Origin of the sequence: Thermomonas haemolytica (assembly GCF_004346265.1) — a bacterium.
GTDB lineage: Bacteria > Pseudomonadota > Gammaproteobacteria > Xanthomonadales > Xanthomonadaceae > Thermomonas > Thermomonas haemolytica.
In genome coordinates this window covers 44,063-63,135 of sequence record NZ_SMAP01000007.1, presented here as the reverse complement: position 1 = coordinate 63,135, position 19,073 = coordinate 44,063, and the positions used below count along the sequence as shown (strand labels likewise).

Genomic DNA, 19,073 nt, shown 5'->3' with positions numbered 1-19,073 from the left:
GCGCTCAGTGCGGGGCGTAGTGCTCCTGCAGCAGGCGTTCGAAGTCGGCCAGCGGCAGCGGCCGCGCGAACAGGTAGCCCTGGAAACCGTCGCATCCGTGCGCGACCAGGAAATCGCGCTGGGCGGCGGTCTCCACGCCCTCGGCGATCACCTCCAGCGACAGCCCGCGGGCCATGCCGATGATGGTCTGCGCCACCGTGGCGTCGTTGCCGTCCTCGGGCAGGCGGCTGACGAAGGTGCGGTCGATCTTGAGCTGGTCCAGCGGCAGCCGCGACAGGTAGGCCAGCGAGGAATAGCCGGTGCCGAAATCGTCCAGCGAGATGTGGATGCCCAGCGCGCGCAGCCGGGCCAGCTTGGCGGCCACTCCCTCGAGGTCGCCGAGCAGGGTGGATTCGGTGATCTCCAGCTTGAGCAGCGACGGGTCGGCGCCGCTGCGGGCGAGCGCGCGCTCCACGTCCTCCACGAACCCCGGCTGCACGAACTGGCGCGCGCTGACGTTGATCGCCAGCGCCAGCCCGCGCGTATGCGGCTGGGTGGCCCAGGCCGCGAGCCGCTGGCAGGCGCGCTGCAGCACCCAGTCGCCCAGCGGCAGGATCAGCCCGTTCTCCTCGGCCAGCGGGATGAAGGTGTCCGGGCCGACCCGGGTGCCGTCCGGCTGGGTGAAGCGCAGCAGCGCCTCGGCGCCGACCGCGCGGCCCTCGCGGTCGATCTGCAGTTGGTAGTGCAGGTCGAGCCCGTCGATGTCGCCGCCGACCGCGCGCAACAGGTCGTTGGCCAGCGCCTCCTGGCGCTCCAGCTTCTGCACCATCGCCGGATCGAAGCGGGTGACGCGGTCGCGTCCGGCCGCCTTGGCCGCGTACATCGCCAGCTCGGCTTCCTTGATCGCGGTGTCGGCGTGGCCGGTGCCCGGATGCAGTTCGGTCCAGCCGATGCTGACCGTGATCGCGATCGGCACCGGGCTGCCCAGCCAGAACGGTTCGCGCAGGGCCTGGCGCACGCGTTCGGCGAACTGCGGGACGTAGGTGTCGCAGGCTTCCGGCTCGGGTGACGTGCACGGCAACAGGATCGCGAAGGTGCCGCCGCCGAAGCGGCCCAGCACGTCGGCCTCGCCCAGCAGGCCGCGCAGGCGCTGGGCGATGAAGGTCAGCAGCTGGTTGCCGGTGGAATGCCCGCGCAGGTCGTTGACGCGCTTGAAATGGTCGAGGTCGAGCAGCAGCAGGGCGCCGGTGGTGAGCGCCGGGTCGGCCAGCATGTGCTGCAGGCGGTCGCCCAGGAAGCTGCGGTTGGGCAGGTCGGTCAGGGGGTCGAACAGGGCCAGGTGCTCGGCCCGCGCCAGCGCCTCGCGCTCGCTGGTGAGGTCGGTCATCGCGCACACGTAATGCGCCACGTGGCCGGCCTCGTCCGGCACCGCGGACACTTCCAGCCGCACGATCCGCGGCTGGCCCTGCTTGACCGCCACCCACTGCTCGCCCAGCCAGAACGATTCGCGCTGGATCTGCGGCCACAGCCGCTCGAAATCGTCCGCCCCGGGGCGATGGTTCAGCAGCATCGCCGGGCTGCGCCCGACCACGTCGGCCACCTCGAACCCGGTGAGGATGGTGAAGGCGGCATTCACCCGCTGGATCACGCCCTCGGCATCCAGCACCACCATCGCCTCCAGGGTCTCGAACGCCACCGCGGCCAGCCGCAGCTCGCTGTCGGCCTGCTTGCGCCGGCTGATGTCCTGCGCATACACCACCACGTGCTGGGCCTGGCCATTGGCGTCGTGGGTCACCGAGCAGTCCAGCAGCACCGGGAAGCGGCGGCCGTCGCGGGTGACGTGCTCGGTCTCGGTCAGCGAGTGCGGGGCGCGGTTGATGGCCTCGCGCGCTTTCCTGCGCTCCTCCACCAGTTCCGGCGGGTACAGCGCGTCCAGCGGCATCCCGGCCATTTCCTCGGCGCTGTAGCCGCGTTCGCGCGCGAACGTGGGGTTGGCCATCAGGATGGTGGCGTTGCGGGCATCGAACACCGCCACCCCGAACGCCGCGCGCTCGAACGCCTGCGCCCACAGCCGCAGGCGCGCCTCGCCCTCGACCCGGTCGCTGATGTCGCGGGCCACGCCCAGCAGGCCCTGCACGCCGCCGTCGGCGTCGTGCAGCGGCACCTTGATGATCTCGTAGTGACGCTGTCCGCCGGCCACCTCCGGCACCGACAGGGTGTAGGTGACGCGCTGGTCGTCGCGCAGCACCTGGGCATCGGTATCCTCTACCAGCGCCCGGTCGGCGCCGGGGTAGAGGTCGGCATGGCGCTTGCCGACGACCTCGCCGCGGGGCTTGCCCAGCAGCTGCAGGGTGCGCTCGTTGCAGTCGCGGTAGAAGCCATCGCGATCCTTCATCCACACCGCATCCGGGCTGGCGTCGAAGATCGCGCGCAGCTTGGCCTGCCCGGCCACCAGTTCCCGGGTGCGGTGGCGCACGCTGCGGCCCAGTGCCCAGATCCACAGCGCAAGCAGCGCCACCACCGCCAGCGCGATCGCCACCCCCAGCGCGGCCCAGTGCAGCCAGCGTTGCAGCGGGTCGGGCGGCGCCAGCCACTTCTTCTTCAGCGCGGCGCGCTCGGTCGGGGTGATGCGCGCCATGCCCTGTTCGATCGTGCGCAGCAGCGCGCCATTGTCCTTGCGCACGGCGCGGTGGAAGGCGCCCTCGTAGAGGACGAACGCGCGCCGGAATGCCTCCTCGTGGCCGGACTGGTACAGGAAATAATTGGCCGGGTATTCCTCGGAGCAGAAGATGCCGAGGTCGCCGGCGATGGCGGCGCGGATCATGTCGCGGTAGCCGGGGTATTCGCGCAGGCGCTGCACGCCCAGCTGGCGCAAGCGCTCGGCGCAGGCGTCGCCGCGTTCCACCCCCACCGGTAGGCCTTTGAGCGAGGTGACATCGTGTACGCCGGGGATGCGGCGGCTGACGTAGATGCCCACCGGTACCGTGGCATAGGGGTCCGAGAACGCAAAGCGCTGCTCCCGCTGCGGGGTGCGGAACAGCATGTCCAGCACGTCGGCATGCCCGTCCAGCACGGCGCGCTGGGTGTCCTCCCAGGGCATCGGCAGCAGGTCCACGCGGATGCCGGTATGGCGCTCGAACAGGCGCCAGAGGTCGGCCTCGTAGCCTTGCACCGAGCCGTCCGCCTCGACGAAGAAGTACGGCGGGTAGCTGTTGTCGGCGGCGACCCGGATCCGCGCGGGCGGGGCGGCCGCCTCCGCCGCTGGGGCCGCGGAGGCGGCGGGAACGAATGCAGCCAGGACCAGGCACAGGCCGAGAACGGCCGCGATGCGCCGGGTCGCGCCTGCACTCATGCAGCGCCCCCGCGAATGTTGTTTGGCGTCGCCCGACGGCACCGATGTCGTTCCATCCGCAGCGTTATACCCTGCCGCGACGGAAACCGCGGTCACGCCCGTGGCGGCCCGCCGCGAACTGTGACCCGGCGCGCATCCGCGATGGTCATCGCGCCAGCCCGTCCGCCAGTGGCCGCTGCCGCAGCGTGCGCCCGTCGGCGTCCTGCAGGATGTCGGCGTGCGCGTGCGGCAGCACCGCCAGCGCCAGCCGGCCGGCGCTGGCCACGCAGCTGCCGATCGCCTGGCCGTCCTGGTACACCTCGCTGCCGGGTTCCAGCGGCGCATCGGCCTCCAGCAGCGCCAGTCCGCGCTTGGCCTGGCCGAGGAAGTGGGTGCGCGCCACGATCTCCTGCCCGGGGTAGCAGCCCTTGCGCACGCTGAAGGCCTGCAGCCGCTCCAGCGACAGCTGCTGCGGCGTCCATTGCCCGGCCTGGCCGGGTGGCAGGCGCGGCAGGCCGTGGACGAGGTCGGCGGCATCCCAGCGGGCGAGGGCGTCCGCGTCCTCCGTCGCGTCGCAGGGGCCGAGGAGCAGCGTGCGCGCCCCGGAGGCGCCGCCCATGTCCAGCGCGATGCGCGCATCGTCCAGCCGTGCGAAGCGGTTGCCCGCGGCCGGCGCCGGAGGAGCGAAGCAACCGGCAGCGGCGATGTCCGGGATCGACAGCACGACTTTGCTGCGGAACACGTAGCGCCGCAGCGCCTCCGCCAGCGCGGCGGGATCGGCGTCCGGCAGCAGCAGCCACAGGGTCTGCGCGTCCAGCCGCAGCAGGGCGAACAGCGCGACCAGCCGGCCCTTGGCGGTCAGCCAGCCGTTCCACTGCCACTGGCCATCCTCCAGCGCGGCCACGTCGTTCATGAACTGGGCCTGCGCGAACGCCACCGCGTCGCGCCCGGACAGCGCCAGCACGCGCGCGGAAGGCAGGCGGAATTCGCGGACTGGAGCGGCTTGCGGCTTGTCGTGCATCGGCTTGCGGACGTAAACTTGCGGGATCGTGAACCCGTTGATCATAGGCCAATCCCCCGTCATGCCGGCGCCTGCGCCCGTCGCGTCCGACCCGGCACCCGCCGTTCCGCATGATCCGGCCGCGCCTTCCGTCCGTATGCAGGTCGTGGAAATCGGCGGTCGCGGTGGCCCGGACCCCACGCGCTACGGGGACTGGGAAAAAAACGGCCGCTGCATCGATTTCTGATCCTTTCGTCACGCGGCCTTGGCCGCCCAGCCCGGAGAATGCACCGTCATGGCTGCTTCCGATTCCGAACCGCGCCTCCGCGAACGCCCGCTCTCCCCGCACCTGCAGGTCTACCGCTGGCAGGCGCAGATGGCGTCCTCCATCCTCCATCGCGCCACCGGCGTGATCCTGGCGATCGGCGCGCTGGCCTTCGTGTACGGCCTGATGGCGCTGGCCGGCGGCGCGCAGCGCTGGACCGCGTTCGCCGACTGCCTGGGCTCGCCGCTGGGGCGGGTGCTCATGGCTGGCTTCAGCTGGGCCCTGGCCTATCACCTCATCAATGGCATCCGCCACCTGCTGCAGGACGGCGGCCTGGGGTTTGCGATCCCCGATTTCGTCCGCAACAGCTGGATCTCCATCGTCGGTAGCGTGGTGCTGGCGGCGCTGGGCTGGGTGGTGGTGCTGTCGCATTGGGGGCAGGCATGAACATCCGCGCGAAAAACATGCAAACGCCGCTCAAGCGCGCCCGCGGGCTGGGCTCGGCGAAGGATGGCACCGGCCATTTCATCTGGCAGCGCGTCACCGCGATCGCCACCGGCCTGTCCGGGCTGTGGCTGCTGGGCATGCTGCTGACCCTGCGCAGCGCCGATTACATGGTGGTACACGCGCTGGTCGCCGATCCGGTCAATGCCGCGGTGCTGGTGGCATTCCTGCTGGGGATGTTCTGGCATGCCCGCCTCGGCCTGCAGGTGATCGTCGAGGACTACGTGCACACCCCGCTGGCCGCCACTCTGGCACAGCTGGCCATCCTTTTCGTCTGCGCGCTGGCGGCCATCGCCGGCGTGCTCGCGGTGCTGCGCATCGCGCTTGGGAGCTGATCTTAAGATGCCTGCCTACAAGATCCAGGAACACAAGTTCGACATGGTGGTGGTGGGGGCCGGCGGCGCCGGCCTGCGCGCCACCTTCGGCCTGGCCCAGAAGGGCCTGCAGACCGCCTGCATCAGCAAGGTCTTCCCCACCCGTAGCCATACCGTGGCGGCGCAGGGCGGCATCTCGGCCGCGCTGGGCAACATGGGCGAGGACGACTGGCGCTTCCACTTCTACGACACCATCAAGGGCTCGGACTGGCTGGGTGACCAGGACGCCATCGAGTACATGTGCCGCGAGGCGATCCCGGCGATCATCGAGCTGGAGCACCAGGGCGTGCCGTTCAGCCGCACCGAGGAGGGCAAGATCTACCAGCGCCCGTTCGGCGGCATGACCACCCACTACGGCAAGGGCATCGCCCAGCGCACCTGCGCCGCCGCCGACCGCACCGGCCACGCGATCCTGCATACGCTGTACCAGCAGGCGCTGGCACACCAGGCGCAGTTCTTCATCGAATACTTCGCGCTCGACCTGATCATGGACGAGGAGGGCGCCTGCCGCGGCGTGCTCGCGCTGGACATGGCCGAGGGCACCCTGCACCTGTTCCGCGCCCAGGGCGTGGTGCTGGCGACCGGCGGCTATGGCCGCGCCTATTTCAGCGCCACCTCGGCGCATACCTGCACCGGCGACGGCGGCGGCATGGCGCTGCGCGCGGGACTGGGCCTGCAGGATATGGAGTTCGTGCAGTTCCACCCGACCGGCATCTACGGCGCGGGCTGCCTGATCACCGAGGGCGTGCGCGGCGAAGGCGGCATCCTGCGCAACGCCAACGGCGAGCGCTTCATGGAGCGCTACGCGCCGAATGCGAAGGACCTGGCCAGCCGCGACGTGGTGTCGCGCTCGATGACCATCGAGATCCGCGAGGGGCGCGGCGTCGGCGAGCACAAGGACCACATCCTTCTCGACCTCACCCACCTCGACCCGGCGACGATCCACGAGAAGCTGCCCGGCATCGCCGAGAGTGCGCGCATCTTTGCCGGCGTGGATGTCGAGAAGCAACCGATCCCGGTGATCCCGACCGTGCACTACAACATGGGCGGCATCCCCACCAACTACCACGGCGAAGTGGTGCAGGTGAAGAACGGCGACCCCGATGCGGTGGTGCCGGGCCTGTACGCGATCGGCGAGGCCGCCTGCGTCTCCGTGCACGGTGCCAACCGCCTCGGCTCCAACTCGCTGCTCGACCTGGTCGTGTTCGGCCGCGCCGTGGCCAACCGCTGCGCCGAGACCATCAAGCCGGGCGCGCCGCACAAGCCGCTGGCCGCGGATGCCTGCGACAAGGCGCTGGCCAACCTGGACAAGCTGCGCAATGCCCACGGAGATACTCCCACCGCGCAGATCCGCCTCAACATGCAGCGCGCGATGCAGCGCGACGCCGCGGTGTTCCGCACCGGCGAGACCCTCGCCCAGGGCGTGAAGGCCATCCGTGACATCCACGCCAGCTTCGCCGACGTGAAGGTGTCCGACCGTTCGCTGGTGTGGAACTCCGATTTGATCGAGACCCTGGAGCTGCAGAACCTGCTGGGCCAGGCGCTGGTCACCATCGTGTCGGCCGAGAACCGCAAGGAATCGCGCGGCGCCCACGCCCGCGAGGACTTCCCCGAGCGCGACGATGCCAACTGGCAGAAGCACACCGTCTGCTGGGCCGACGAGGCGGGCAATACCCGCATCGACTACCGCCCGGTGCACATGTACACGCTCACCGGCGACGTCGACGTGGTGCCGCCGAAGAAGCGCGTTTACTGATCCGGGAACCCTGACCCCATGGCCGAATTCACCCTCCCGAAGAACTCCAGGATCCAGCCGGGCAAGCACTTCCCGGCGAAGGGCGCCAAGCAGCCGCGCACCTTCAAGATCTATCGCTGGAACCCGGACGATGGCCTCAATCCGCGCACCGACACCTACGAGGTGGACATGGCGGCGTGCGGCCCGATGGTCCTGGACGCGCTGATCAAGATCAAGAACGAGATCGACCCGACCCTGACCTTCCGCCGCTCCTGCCGCGAGGGCATCTGCGGGTCCTGCGCGATGAACATCGGCGGCACCAACACCCTGGCCTGCATCTGCGCGGTCGAGGACGTGAAGGGCAAGGAAATCAGCATCTACCCGCTGCCGCACATGCAGGTGGTGAAGGACCTGGTGCCTGACCTGACCCATTTCTACGCCCAGCACGCCAGCATCCGCCCGTGGCTGCGCACGCAGACCCCGCCGCCGCCGGACCGCGAGCGCCTGCAGAGCAAGGAAGACCGCGCCAAGCTGGACGGCCTGTACGAGTGCATCCTGTGCGCCTGCTGCAGCACGTCCTGCCCCAGCTACTGGTGGAACGGCGAGCGCTACCTCGGCCCGGCGATCCTGCTGCAGGCCTACCGCTGGATCGTGGACAGCCGCGACGAGGACACCGGCACCCGCCTGGACGAGCTGGAAGACCCGTTCAAGCTCTATCGCTGCCACACCATCATGAACTGCGCGCGCACCTGCCCGAAGGGCCTGAACCCGGCCAAGGCGATCGCCGAGATCAAGAAGCTGATGCTCGCGCGCAAGGCCTGACCGGCCCGCACCGCAGAAGCAGCGCAAGGCCGTCGCCCTCCGGGGCGGCGGCTTTCGCGTTCATGGACCTCTCGGCCTCACTTGACCCGTCGTTTCTCCAGCTTGCGCGCCAGCGTGCGGCGATGCATGCCGAGCTGGCGCGCCGCCTCGGAGATGTTGAAATCGGCTGCGGCCAATGCCTCGTGGATGTGCTCCCACTCCAGCGTTTTGATCGAGCTCTGGCGCTGGCCGAGGGCGACGTCGGTATCGCCGCCGGCGCGCTCGAAGGCGGCCTCGATGTCGTCGGTATTCGAGGGCTTGGCCAGGTAGTGGCGGGCGCCGAGTTTGATCGCCTCCACCGCGGTCGCGATGCTGGCGTAGCCGGTCAGGACCACGATCACCATGTCCGGGGCATGCTCGTGCAGCATCTTCACGCAGGCCAGGCCGGAACTGCCGCCGGCCAGCTTGAGGTCCACCACCGCGTGCGTGTGCGTGCAGCCGGTGGCCAGCAGGGCCTGCAGTTCCTCCTGCCCGGGCACCGTGTCCACGGCATAGCCGCGGCGCTCGAACGAGCGCGCCAGCGTGCGCGCGAAGGCGGCGTCGTCCTCGATCAGCAGCAGGCGGCGAGCGTGTCCGGTCATTGCGATGCACTCCCGTAGGGCGTCAGGGCCTGCAGCGGGATTTCCACCACCACCCGCGCGCCGCCCCCGGTGCGATTGTGCGCGCGGATGCTGCCGCCCAGGGTACGCGCCACGTTCACCGACAGGAACAGCCCCAGCCCGCGGCCGGGCGCGCCCTTGCTGGAATGGTACGGCGTGCCCAGGTGCTCGAGCATATCGGTGTCGAACCCGGGGCCGGCGTCGTCCACCACCAGCACCAGCGTCCCGCCCTGCAGCCGCGCCTCCAGCGCTACCTGGCCGGGCGAGGCCTCCTGCGCATTGTCCAGCACATTGAACAGCATCTGCTGTAGGCCGGTGTCGGCGATGATGGCGATCCCGGGTTGCAGCCGATTGTCCAGCGCCAGCGCGTCCATCGCGCGTTGCCGCCACTGCTGCGCCAGTTCCTCGATGAAATCGCGCAGGTCAGCGGCGTGCGGCGCCTCGCCGCGCGGTTCGCCGGCCGACTGCAGGATGCCGCGCACGATCGCCTTGCAGCGCAGTACCTGCGCCTGCATTTCCACCACGTCGTTCAGCAGCTCGGGATCGGAGGTGAAATGGGGTAGATGCTGCCAGTCGCCGAGGATGACGGCCATCGTCGCCAGCGGCGTGCCCAGCTCGTGCGCGGCGCCGGTGGCCAGCAGGCCCATGCGCACGATGTGTTCTTCTTCGATCGCGCGCTGGCGCAGGGCGGCCAGGCGCGCGTCGCGGGCGCGCAGGATCTCCCCGATCCGACCCATGAACACCACCAGCAGCGCGGCCACCAGCACGAAGCACAGCAGCAGGCCCTGCACGTAGCGGTCGCCTAACCCGGCATCCAGGTTCGCGGGCAGCCGCACCGGGCTTGGGATGAGCGCCAGCCACAGCAGGCAGCCGCTGGTCACCGCCACCAGCAGCCAGCGCGCGCGCGGGCGCAGCAGCACGGCCGCCAGCACCACCTGCAGCAGGTACAGGAACACGAACGGGTTGGCGATGCCGCCGGCCAGGTGCAGCAGCGCGGTCAGCGCCGCCACGTCCACCAGCAGCGCCAGCAGCAGGTGGCGCTGGCGCACGTGGTGTAGGCGCTGCCAGTACAGCGGCCCGGCGAGGTTGAACAGGCACAGCCCGGCCAGCACCAGCAGCATCGGCGCCAGCGGCAGGTGGATGCCCATGCCGAAGTGCACCACCACGATCGCCAGCAGCTGGCCGCCGATCGCGATCCAGCGCAGCTGCTGCAGCTGCTGCATGTTCTTGCCGCGCGCGGTGTTGCGCCAGTCCACCCGGCGGACGCCGGCACGGACGGGACGGGGCTCAGCGTTGGGCGTCGTTGCCATCGGCATCGCCGCCATGGTGCCGCATGTGGCGTGAATCCGACAGCAGACGCCAGATACCCCACAGCGCCATCGCCGCCAGCACGAACCAGGTCAGCGCGTATTGCAGGTGCTGGTTGCGGAAGTGGATCACGGTCATGCCGGCGCGTGGCCAGCCGCTGCCGGCACCGGCGTCGGCCTCGGCATCGACGAAGTAGGGCGCCACGTCGCGCAGGCCGCGCGCCTGCGCGATCGCCGCCACGTCGCGCGAGTACCAGCGGTCCTGGCCGGGGCGGTTGTCGCGCAGGAAGCCGCCGCCCGGCTCGCTGATGCGCAGCAGGCCGCGCACGCGCACCTCGCCGGGTGGGGGCGGTGCGGGGCGCACGCCGTCCGGCACGAAACCGCGGTTGACCAGCACGATGCTGCCGTCCGCCAGTTGCAGCGGGCTCAGCACCCAGTGGCCGGCGCCGAGCTCGGTCAGCGCCTGGGTCTGGGTCTCCAGCCCGCGCAGGTAGGTGCCGCGCAGTTCCAGGCGGCGGTATTCGTCACGCTCGACGCCGATCCGCGGCCAGTCGCTGCGCGACGGCGGCGGCACCGGCGCGGCATGCACGCGGGCATCCACGCGCGCGATCAGGGCGCGCTTCCAGTGCAGCCGCTGCACCTGCCAGCTGCCCAGCGCGATGAAGCCGGCGCAGCAGCAGGCCAGCAGCACCAGCAGGGCAAGGCGGCCGCGGCGGCTGGCCTGCATCGGCGACTCCGGCTCAGTCCACCATCTGCGCGTCGTGCGCGCTCATCGGCATCATGTTGGCGTTCATGTGGTGCATGACCCACAAGGTGCCGGCCAGCAGGATCACCAGCAGGATCACGGTGAAGATCACCGACAGCAGGTTCCAGCCGCCTTCGGAGCGGGCGTCGAGGTGCAGGAAGTACACCATGTGCACCAGGATCTGCACCACCGCGAACGCCACCAGCACGATGCCGGTGATGGTCGCGCTGGGGATGACCTTGGCCATCACCAGCCAGAACGGGATCGCGGTCAGGATCACCGACAGCACGAACCCGACCACGTAGCCGCGCAGGCTGACGTGCACGTGCGGGGCGCCGTGCTCGTCGTGGCCGCCGTCGTGTCCGTGCCCGTCGTGGTGCTCGTGCGCGTGGGAGGAATGCGGATGTTGGCTCATTGCAGCACGCCCATCAGGTAAACGAAGGTGAACACGCCGATCCAGACCAGGTCCAGGAAGTGCCAGAACATCGACAGGCAGAACAGGCGCCGGCGGTTGGCGGTGGTCAGGCCGAAGCGGCCCACCTGCACCAGCATGGTCAGCAGCCAGACGATGCCGAAGCTGACGTGCAGGCCGTGGGTGCCGACCAGCGCGAAGAACGAGGTCAAAAACGCGCTGCGCTGCGGGCCCGCGCCTTCGTGGATCAGGTGCAGGAACTCGTAGATCTCCAGGCTCACGAAGGCCGCGCCGAGCAGGCCGGTGACCGCCAGCCAGCCGAGCACGCCGCGCTTGCTGCCGGCCTGCATCGCGATCATCGCGAAGCCATAGGTGATCGACGACAGCAGCAGCAGCGCGGTGTTGACCGCCACCAGCTTGAGGTCGAACAGCTCTGCGCCGGACGGGCCGGCCGCGTAGCTGCGGCCGAGCACGCCGAAGGTGGCGAACAGGCAGGCGAAGATGAGCAGGTCGCTCATCAGGTAGATCCAGAAGCCCAGCAGCGAGCCGTTCTCCGGATGGTGGTGGCCCTTCAGGTCGAGGAAGGCCGCGGTGGGGTCGGCCGGACGGCCGCTAGCGGGCAGGAGGGTCGCGTCAGACATGGGCGGTCGCCAGTTGCTGGGTGCGCGCGGCTTCGGTCGCGGCCACGTCGGCGGCCGGGATGTGATAGTCGCGCTGGTAGTTGAAGGTATGCACGATCGCGGCGATCACCAGCGCGGCGAACGAGGCGATCACCAGCCACCAGATGTGCCAGACCAGGGCGAAGCCCAGCACCAGGCTGATCGCGGCCAGCATCACGCCGGCGGCGGTGTTCTTCGGCATGTGGATCGGCAAAAAGCCGCTTTCCGGGCGCTTGTAGTCGTGCTGCTTCATGTCGGCCCAGGCGTCGTTGTCGCGCACCACCGGGGTGAAGGCGAAGTTGTAGGCCGGTGGCGGCGAGGAGGTGGACCACTCCAGCGTGCGGCCGTCCCACGGGTCGCCGGTGACGTCGCGCAGCTGCTCGCGCTTGCGGAAGCTGACGAACAGATTGAGCAGGAAGGCGCCGATCCCGACCGCGATCAGCAGCGCGCCGAACGCGGCCACGATGAACCACGGCTGCAGGCTGGGGTCGTCGAAGTGGCTCATGCGGCGGGTGACGCCCATCAGGCCCAGCACGTACAGCGGGGTGAACGCGAACCAGTAGCCCAGGAACCAGAACCAGAACGAGACCTTGCCGAGGCGGGAATCCAGCTTGTAGCCGAACGCCTTCGGGAACCAGTAGTACATGCCGGCGAACACGCCGAACACCACGCCGCCGATGATCACGTTGTGGAAGTGCGCGATCAAAAACAGCGAGTTGTGCAGCACGAAGTCGGCCGGCGGCACCGCCAGCAGCACGCCGGTCATGCCGCCCACGGTGAAGGTCACCATGAAGCCGATCGTCCACAGCATCGGCACCTCGAAGCGGATGCGGCCGCGGTACATGGTGAACAGCCAGTTGAACATCTTCGCCCCGGTCGGGATCGAGATGATCATGGTGGTGATCCCGAAGAACGAGTTCACGCTGGCACCCGAGCCCATGGTGAAGAAGTGGTGCAGCCACACCAGGTACGACAGGATGGTGATGCACACCGTGGCGTACACCATGGAGCTGTAGCCGAACAGGCGCTTGCCGGTGAAGGTGGACACCACCTCCGAGAACACGCCGAACAGCGGCAGGATCAGGATGTACACCTCCGGGTGGCCCCAGATCCAGATCAGGTTCACGTACAACATCGGGTTGCCGCCGAGGTCGTTGGTGAAGAAGTTGGTGCCCAAGTAGCGGTCCATCGTGAGCATCGCCAGCACCGCGGTCAGCACCGGGAAGCTGGCCACGATCAGGATGTTCGAGCACAGCGAGGTCCAGGTGAACACCGGCATCTTCATCAGGCTCATGCCCGGCGCGCGCATCTTGATGATGGTCACGATCAGGTTGATGCCCGATAGCGTGGTGCCAACGCCCGCGATCTGCAGCGCCCAGATGTAGTAGTCCATGCCCACGTCGGGGCTGTAGTCGATCCCCGACAGCGGTGCCATCGCTAGCCAGCCGGCCTTCGAGAATTCGCCCACGAACAGCGAGATCATCACCAGCATCGCGCCGGCGGTGGTCATCCAGAAGCTGAAGTTGTTGAGGAACGGGAACGCCACGTCGCGCGCGCCGATCTGCAGCGGCACCACGTAGTTCATCAGGCCGGTGATGAACGGCATGGCCACGAAGAAGATCATGATCACGCCGTGGGCGGTGAAGATCTGGTCGTAGTGGTGCGGTGGCAGGTAGCCGAGGTTGTCGCCGAAGGCGATCGCCTGCTGGCCGCGCATCATCAGCGCGTCGGCGAAGCCGCGCAGCAGCATCACCAGGCCCAGCACCATGTACATGATGCCGATCTTCTTGTGGTCGATGCTGGTGGCCCAGTCACGCCAGAAGGTGCCCCACAGGCGGTATTTGGTGACCAGGCCGAGCACGGCCAGGCCGGCCAGCGCGGCACCGATGAAGGTCGCGATCAGGATCGGCTCGTGGTACGGGATCGCCGCCAGGCTGAGCTTGCCCAGCCAGGGCGAGACGCTGGCGTACGGGTCGGGGGAGGTGGTGGGGGTCATGATCGTCTTTCTGGATGCGGTGGATCAGGGGGCGCGCAGGGCCAGCGTCCACGCGGCGGGCTTGACCTCGTCGGCGGTGCAGGTGGCGCCCGGCACGTAGGGGCGGCCGCGCAGGTCGCCGCGGCTGCGCTCGCGCAGCACGGCCACGCCGCTGTCGGCGGCGCGCCGGCCGCCGGCGGCGTCGATCGCCATCATCTCGTGCATGCACATCCGGCGCGGGTCGGCGCAGCGGTTCAGGATGGCGTCGTACAGGCCCGGATCGACGCTGGCGTAGAGGCGGGCGGGCTCGCGCTCGCTCGGCTTCTCCAGCTGCAGGTAGCCGGCGCGGTCGAGGCCGCTGCCGCTGGCGCGGGCCTTGGCCACCCAGGCGTCGAAGCCGGCGGCGTCGGTGGCGTGCACCGCGAAGCGCATGTGCGAGAACCCGGCGCCGCTGTAATTGGACGAGAAGCCGACGAACTCGCCGGGCTTGTTGGCGACCGCGTTCAGCTCGGTCTGCATGCCGGGCATGGTGTAGATCATGCCGGCCAGCTCCGGGATGTAGAACGCGTTCATCACGTTCGACGAAGTGAGCTTGAAGCGCACCGGGCGATCCACCGGCAGGGCCAGGTCATTGACCGCGGCCACGCCCTGTTCGGGATAGATGAACAGCCACTTCCAGTCCAGCGAGACCACCTGCACCTCGAGCGGCTTGACGTCGGCCGGCACCGGCTTGCCGGGCGCGATGCGGTCCAGCGGGCGGTAGGGGTCGAGGGTGTGGGTGGTGATCCAGGTGATCGCCCCCAGCGCCAGGATGATCAGCAGCGGGCCGCCCCAGATCACCAGCTCCAGCTGGGTGGAATGGTCCCAGTCCGGGGTGTACTTGGCGCTGCGGTTGGAGGCGCGGTAGCGCCAGGCGAAGAAAAGGGTGAGCGCGATCACCGGCACGATCACGATCAGCATGAGTGCGGTGGCGACCACGATCAGGTTGCCTTGCTGGCGGGCGATGTCGCCGGAGGGGTCGAGCACGACTGTCCGCGCGCAGCCGGAAACGGCAAGCAACGCGGGCAGCAGCCACGTGGCGCGTGGGAGCTTGGGCATGGTTCGGAGGTACGACTTGGGGGAGTCGGCGCACAATTTACTCCCCTCGGCGGGGTGGGCGCGATTGGACGTTTTGTCCTATCGCAAGGACAAACGGCCGCGCCTATGCTTTGATAGCCCCATCCCGCGCCCGCGGCGCGCCTTTCGCCAGGATATCCCCCATGTCCGCCCAATTCCCCGCTGCCACCGACCACGACCACGGGCGCCAGGCCAGCCACGAAGTGGCCCCGGGCGAGATCGCGGTCGGGGTGGTGATCGGCCGTGCCTCCGAGAACTTCGACTTCTTCGTGTACGGCATCGCCTCGGCGCTGGTGTTCCCGAAGGTGTTCTTCCCGTTCGCCGACCCGCTGACCGGCGCGCTGTACTCGTTCGCCATCTTCGCGCTGGCGTTCGTGGTGCGCCCGCTGGGCACCGCGCTGTCGATGCAGGTGCAGCGCCGCTGGAGCCGCGGCACCAAGCTCACGGTGGCGCTGTTCATGCTGGGCGTGGCCACCGCCGGGATCGCCTTCCTGCCGGGCTACGCCAACCTCGGCGGCACCGCCATCGTGCTGCTGGCGCTGCTGCGGATGCTGCAGGGCATGGCGATGGGCGGCTCCTGGGACGGCCTGCCGTCGCTGCTGGCCATGAACGCCCCGAAGCACAAGCGCGGCTGGTACGCCATGCTCGGCCAGCTTGGTGCGCCGGTCGGCTTCATCGTGGCGGCCGCGCTGTTTGCTTATCTGATCGCCAGCCTGGCGCCTGCGGATTTTTACGCCTGGGGCTGGCGCTACCCGTTCTACGCTGCCTTTGCGATCAACGTGGTGGCCCTGTTTGCGCGGTTGCGGCTGGTGGTGGCGCCTGAGTACGCGCAGGAGATGGGGCAGCGCGAGCTGGAGCCGGTGCCGCTGCGCGAGCTGGTCGAGGTCAAGGGCCGCCACGTGGTGATCGGCGCCTTCGCCCCGCTGGCCAGCTACGCGCTGTTCCACATCGTCACCATCTTCCCGCTGTCGTGGGTGCTGCTGTTCGCCCAGCAGTCGATCGTCAGCCTGCTGTGGGTGCAGGTGCTGGGCGGGTTCCTGGCGATCGGCGGGGTGCTGGCCTCCGGCATGATCGCCGACCGTTTCGGGCGAATTCCGACCCTGGGCGGGCTGGCGCTGGCAATTGCGATGTTCAGCGGCTTCGCGCCGACCCTGCTCGGGGGCGGCGAGCTGGCGCAGGATGCGTTCATCCTGCTCGGGTTCCTGCTGCTGGGGCTGTCCTATGGCCAGTCGTCCGGCGCGGTGACCCGCAACTTCGGCCCGCGCTACCGCTACACCGGCGCCGCGCTCAGCACCGATTTCGCCTGGCTGATCGGCGCAGCGTTCGCACCGCTGCTGGTGCTGTGGCTGTGCGCCAACTTCGGCCTGGCTTTCCTCGGCGCCTACCTGCTCTCCGGGGCGATCAGCACCTTCCTGGCGCTGCTGGTCCACCAGCGCATCAAGCGCGCCGAGGCGCAGGCCTGAGCCCGATGCCGGACGCGCGCCACGCCGTTCCCGCCATGCAGGCGAACGCGAACGCGGACGAAGAAGTCCAGCTGCGCAAGCTGCGCTGGCGCTGCCGGCGCGGCATGCGCGAGCTGGACCAGCTGCTCGAGCGCTGGCTGGAGCGCCGGTGGCGGCAAAGTCCGACCCACGAGCGCGAGGTGTTCCTGCGGCTGCTGGACAGCGAGGACGACAGACTCTGGCGCTGGTTCCTCGGCCATGAAACGCCCCCGGATGCCGACCTCGCCGCCCTCATCCAGCACATCCGCCAGCTGCCGGTTTGAATGGCGGCCATCGCGTCTCGGCCAGGCCGCATTGCTCGGTCTGGCGGGCTTAGGCGTGTTCTGCGTGCTGGCCTGCGACCTGCCCGCCGCGCTGGCCTGGCCCGGCGCGCTGCTGGTGGCCGCGGGCGCAGGCGTGCAGCTGCGCCGCTACCGGCGGTTGCCGGCCTGCGTGGTGGAGATCGCGCCCGCGGCCGGCATCGCGCGCTGCGACGGCCGGCCGCTGCAGTCGCTGCGCCTGCGCGGGTCGCTGGCGTTCATCGGCTGGCGGCAGGCGGATGGTCGCCGCGCATGGCGGCTGTTCTGGCCGGACCAGCTGGATGCCGCGCAGCGACGTGAACTGAAACTGGCGCTGCGCCGCCCGGCGGCTGCCGCGGGCGCGCCTTCGATGGCACGATAGCCGGATACCCGACGAAGAGCCGCGATGTTCAGACCCCTTCCTGTCGCCATCGGCCTGCGCTACCTGCGCGCCAAGCGCCGCAATGGCTTCATCTCGTTCATCTCGCTGGCCTCGATCCTCGGCATCGCGCTGGGCGTCACCGCGCTGATCACCACCCTGGCGGTGATGAGCGGCTTCCAGAAGGAAATCCGCGACCGCATGCTGGGCATGGCGGCGCATGCCACCGTCAGCGGCTACGGGCAGCCGCTGCAGGAGTGGCGGCATGCGGTGCAGGTGGCGATGGCCGACCCGCGGGTGGCCGGGGCCGCGCCCTACATCGAGAAGGAGGCGCTGATCTCCGGCGCCGACAACCAGCCGGCGATGCTGCGCGGGGTGGATCCGGCGCAGGAAGGCAAGGTGTCGGTGCTGCCGGCGAAGATGGTGCAGGGCACGCTGGCGCAGCTCACGCCCGGCAGCTTCAACATCGTGCTGGGCAAGGAGCTGGCGCTGTGGCTGGGGGTGTCGGTGGGCGACGACGTGATCGTCACCCTGGCCGATTTCCGCAGCACCCCGGTGGGCGGGGTGCAGACCATGAAGCGGTTCCGGGTCAGCGGCATCTTCGAGGCCGGCTACAACGAATTCGACAAGGGCCTGGCGGTGGTCAACCTGGCCGACCTGCAGCGCGTGCTGCGGATGGGCGGTGGCGTCACCGGGGTGCGCCTGAAGCTGCACGACATGGACCAGGCCTTCGACGTGGCGCGCACGCTGGCGCTCAAACTGAAGGGGCCGTACCGGGTCAGCGACTGGACCCAGGACAACGCCAACCTGTTCCGCGCGCTGAAGATGGAGAAGACGGTGATGGCCATCCTGCTGTCGCTGATCGTGGCGATGGGCGCATTCAACCTGGTGTCCTCGCAGGTGATGCTGGTGACCGACAAGCAGGCCGACATCGCCATCCTGCGCACCCTCGGCCTGACCCCGGGGCAGGTGATGCGGGTGTTCATGGTGCAGGGCAGCCTGATCGGGATCATCGGCACCGTGGCCGGCGTGATCGGCGGCATCCTGCTCACCCTCAACCTCAACCGCATCCTGCAGGGGATCGAATCGCTGTTCGGGGTGCAGCTGCTGCCCGAGGACGTGTACTACATCACCGGGTTGCCCACCGACATGCAGGCCCACGACGTGGTGGTGATCGTGCTGGTGGCGCTGGCGATGGCCTTCATCGCCACCCTGTACCCGGCCTGGCGCGCGGCGCGCACGGCCCCGGCGGAGGCGCTGCGCTATGAGTGAGCAGCAGGCCATCCCGGGCGAGGCGGTGATCCGCGCCGAGCGGCTCGGCAAGACCTACGCCGAGGGCAAGCTCTTCACGCCGGTGTTCGACGGGCTGGAGTTCGCCGTGCACGCCGGCGAGACGGTCGCCATCCTCGGCGCGTCCGGGGCCGGCAAGAGCACCCTGCTGCACCTGCTGGGCGGGCTGGACGTGCCCACCGCCGGCGAGGTGTACGTGGCCGGACAGAAGATGAGCGCGCTGTCGGATGCCGCGCGCGGCCGCCTGCGCAACCGTGCGTTGGGTTTCGTCTACCAGTTCCACCACCTGCTGCCGGAATTCACCGCGCTGGAGAACGTGATGATGCCGGTGCTGCTGGCTGGGCGGCCGGTAGAGGAGGCCCGCCTGCGTGCCGGTGCGATGCTGGAGGCGGTCGGGCTGGGCCACCGGCTGGCGCACAAGCCGGGCGAGCTGTCGGGCGGCGAGCGCCAGCGCACCGCGGTGGCACGCGCGCTGGTCAACCATCCGGCCTGCGTGCTGGGCGACGAACCCACTGGCAACCTCGACGAGCGCACCGCGGCGCATGTGTTCGAACAGATGCTGGAACTCAACCGTGTGCAGCGCACCAGCCTGGTGCTGGTGACCCACGACCGCGGGCTGGCGCGCCGGCTGGACCGGGTGCTGGAGCTGCACGAGGGTCGCCTGCGCCCGCTGACGCATTCCGAGGTGTGAGCGCCGCCGCCCGCCGGTCGCCCCGGTAAAACCCCGACCCCAGCGCGCGCCATCCGCCGAGCGACGCGCGG

Annotated in this window: 19 protein-coding genes; 10 read left to right on the top strand and 9 right to left on the bottom strand. The window is 69.6% G+C overall.

Annotated features, from left to right (window positions below; translation table 11 throughout):
- Positions 1-4: 4 nt before the first annotated feature.
- A complete protein-coding gene (locus tag EDC34_RS09235) occupies positions 5-3,331 on the bottom strand; it encodes an EAL domain-containing protein (RefSeq protein ID WP_114960517.1) in 3,327 nt (1,108 codons plus the stop codon).
- Between the two features lie 145 nt (positions 3,332-3,476).
- Positions 3,477-4,331: a CAF17-like 4Fe-4S cluster assembly/insertion protein YgfZ gene (ygfZ, locus tag EDC34_RS09230; protein ID WP_114960573.1), complete on the bottom strand. Its 855-nt coding sequence runs from the start codon at positions 4,329-4,331 to the stop codon at positions 3,477-3,479.
- Positions 4,332-4,359: 28 nt separating this feature from the next.
- On the opposite strand from ygfZ, the gene EDC34_RS12470 reads away from it, so the two are divergent.
- From EDC34_RS12470 to EDC34_RS09205, 5 genes are read left to right on the top strand one after another with little or no spacing between them, the layout of a single operon-like run.
- Positions 4,360-4,557 carry a DUF1674 domain-containing protein gene (locus tag EDC34_RS12470; RefSeq protein ID WP_425477479.1) on the top strand — a complete coding sequence of 66 codons (198 nt, stop codon included), beginning with the start codon at positions 4,360-4,362 and terminating at the stop codon, positions 4,555-4,557.
- A gap of 48 nt (positions 4,558-4,605) precedes the next feature.
- On the top strand, positions 4,606-5,022 hold the full coding sequence (sdhC, locus tag EDC34_RS09220; protein WP_114960519.1) for a succinate dehydrogenase, cytochrome b556 subunit: 417 nt from the start codon (positions 4,606-4,608) through the stop codon (positions 5,020-5,022).
- Positions 5,023-5,039: 17 nt separating this feature from the next.
- Positions 5,040-5,414, top strand: a complete 375-nt coding sequence (sdhD, locus tag EDC34_RS09215; protein WP_240311104.1) for a succinate dehydrogenase, hydrophobic membrane anchor protein — start codon at positions 5,040-5,042, stop codon at positions 5,412-5,414.
- Between the two features lie 7 nt (positions 5,415-5,421).
- A complete protein-coding gene (sdhA, locus tag EDC34_RS09210; RefSeq protein ID WP_114960521.1) occupies positions 5,422-7,209 on the top strand; it encodes a succinate dehydrogenase flavoprotein subunit in 1,788 nt (595 codons plus the stop codon).
- A gap of 18 nt (positions 7,210-7,227) precedes the next feature.
- Positions 7,228-8,010: a succinate dehydrogenase iron-sulfur subunit gene (locus tag EDC34_RS09205; protein ID WP_114960522.1), complete on the top strand. Its 783-nt coding sequence runs from the start codon at positions 7,228-7,230 to the stop codon at positions 8,008-8,010.
- A 77-nt stretch (positions 8,011-8,087) separates the two neighbouring features.
- On the opposite strand, the gene EDC34_RS09200 is transcribed toward EDC34_RS09205, so the two are convergent.
- Genes EDC34_RS09200 through cyoA form a run of 7 tightly spaced genes read right to left on the bottom strand, consistent with a single transcriptional unit; the run spans position 8,088 to position 14,844 of the window.
- Complete coding sequence (locus tag EDC34_RS09200; protein WP_114960523.1) at positions 8,088-8,630, bottom strand: response regulator transcription factor; 543 nt, start codon at positions 8,628-8,630, stop codon at positions 8,088-8,090.
- Complete coding sequence (locus tag EDC34_RS09195; RefSeq protein WP_205388068.1) at positions 8,627-9,904, bottom strand: ATP-binding protein; 1,278 nt, start codon at positions 9,902-9,904, stop codon at positions 8,627-8,629. The genes EDC34_RS09200 and EDC34_RS09195 overlap by 4 nt, the downstream gene beginning before the upstream one ends.
- Positions 9,905-9,935: 31 nt before the next feature.
- Positions 9,936-10,682, bottom strand: coding sequence for an SURF1 family protein (locus EDC34_RS09190; protein ID WP_114960524.1), 747 nt, complete (start codon positions 10,680-10,682; stop codon positions 9,936-9,938).
- Positions 10,683-10,695: 13 nt separating this feature from the next.
- Positions 10,696-11,115 carry a cytochrome o ubiquinol oxidase subunit IV gene (gene cyoD / locus EDC34_RS09185; RefSeq protein ID WP_114960525.1) on the bottom strand — a complete coding sequence of 140 codons (420 nt, stop codon included), beginning with the start codon at positions 11,113-11,115 and terminating at the stop codon, positions 10,696-10,698.
- A complete protein-coding gene (gene cyoC, locus EDC34_RS09180) occupies positions 11,112-11,753 on the bottom strand; it encodes a cytochrome o ubiquinol oxidase subunit III (RefSeq protein WP_114960526.1) in 642 nt (213 codons plus the stop codon). Before cyoC ends, cyoD begins: the two co-directional genes overlap by 4 nt.
- On the bottom strand, positions 11,746-13,767 hold the full coding sequence (cyoB, locus tag EDC34_RS09175) for a cytochrome o ubiquinol oxidase subunit I (RefSeq protein WP_114960527.1): 2,022 nt from the start codon (positions 13,765-13,767) through the stop codon (positions 11,746-11,748). The genes cyoC and cyoB overlap by 8 nt, the downstream gene beginning before the upstream one ends.
- 24 nt (positions 13,768-13,791) lie before the next feature.
- Positions 13,792-14,844 carry a ubiquinol oxidase subunit II gene (gene cyoA / locus EDC34_RS09170; RefSeq protein WP_114960528.1) on the bottom strand — a complete coding sequence of 351 codons (1,053 nt, stop codon included), beginning with the start codon at positions 14,842-14,844 and terminating at the stop codon, positions 13,792-13,794.
- Positions 14,845-15,005: 161 nt separating this feature from the next.
- Between cyoA and EDC34_RS09165 the strand changes: the two genes are divergently transcribed.
- Genes EDC34_RS09165 through lolD form a run of 5 tightly spaced genes read left to right on the top strand, consistent with a single transcriptional unit; the run spans position 15,006 to position 19,002 of the window.
- Positions 15,006-16,325: an MFS transporter gene (locus EDC34_RS09165; RefSeq protein ID WP_114960529.1), complete on the top strand. Its 1,320-nt coding sequence runs from the start codon at positions 15,006-15,008 to the stop codon at positions 16,323-16,325.
- Between the two features lie 35 nt (positions 16,326-16,360).
- Positions 16,361-16,627 carry an FAD assembly factor SdhE gene (locus EDC34_RS09160; protein ID WP_114960575.1) on the top strand — a complete coding sequence of 89 codons (267 nt, stop codon included), beginning with the start codon at positions 16,361-16,363 and terminating at the stop codon, positions 16,625-16,627.
- A gap of 55 nt (positions 16,628-16,682) precedes the next feature.
- A complete protein-coding gene (locus tag EDC34_RS09155; protein ID WP_114960530.1) occupies positions 16,683-17,024 on the top strand; it encodes a hypothetical protein in 342 nt (113 codons plus the stop codon).
- Positions 17,025-17,048: 24 nt separating this feature from the next.
- The gene (locus EDC34_RS09150) at positions 17,049-18,293 is read left to right on the top strand and encodes a lipoprotein-releasing ABC transporter permease subunit (protein WP_114960531.1); all 1,245 of its coding nucleotides are present in this window, start codon (positions 17,049-17,051) and stop codon (positions 18,291-18,293) included.
- A complete protein-coding gene (lolD, locus tag EDC34_RS09145; protein WP_114960532.1) occupies positions 18,286-19,002 on the top strand; it encodes a lipoprotein-releasing ABC transporter ATP-binding protein LolD in 717 nt (238 codons plus the stop codon). The genes EDC34_RS09150 and lolD overlap by 8 nt, the downstream gene beginning before the upstream one ends.
- Positions 19,003-19,073 lie beyond the last annotated feature (71 nt).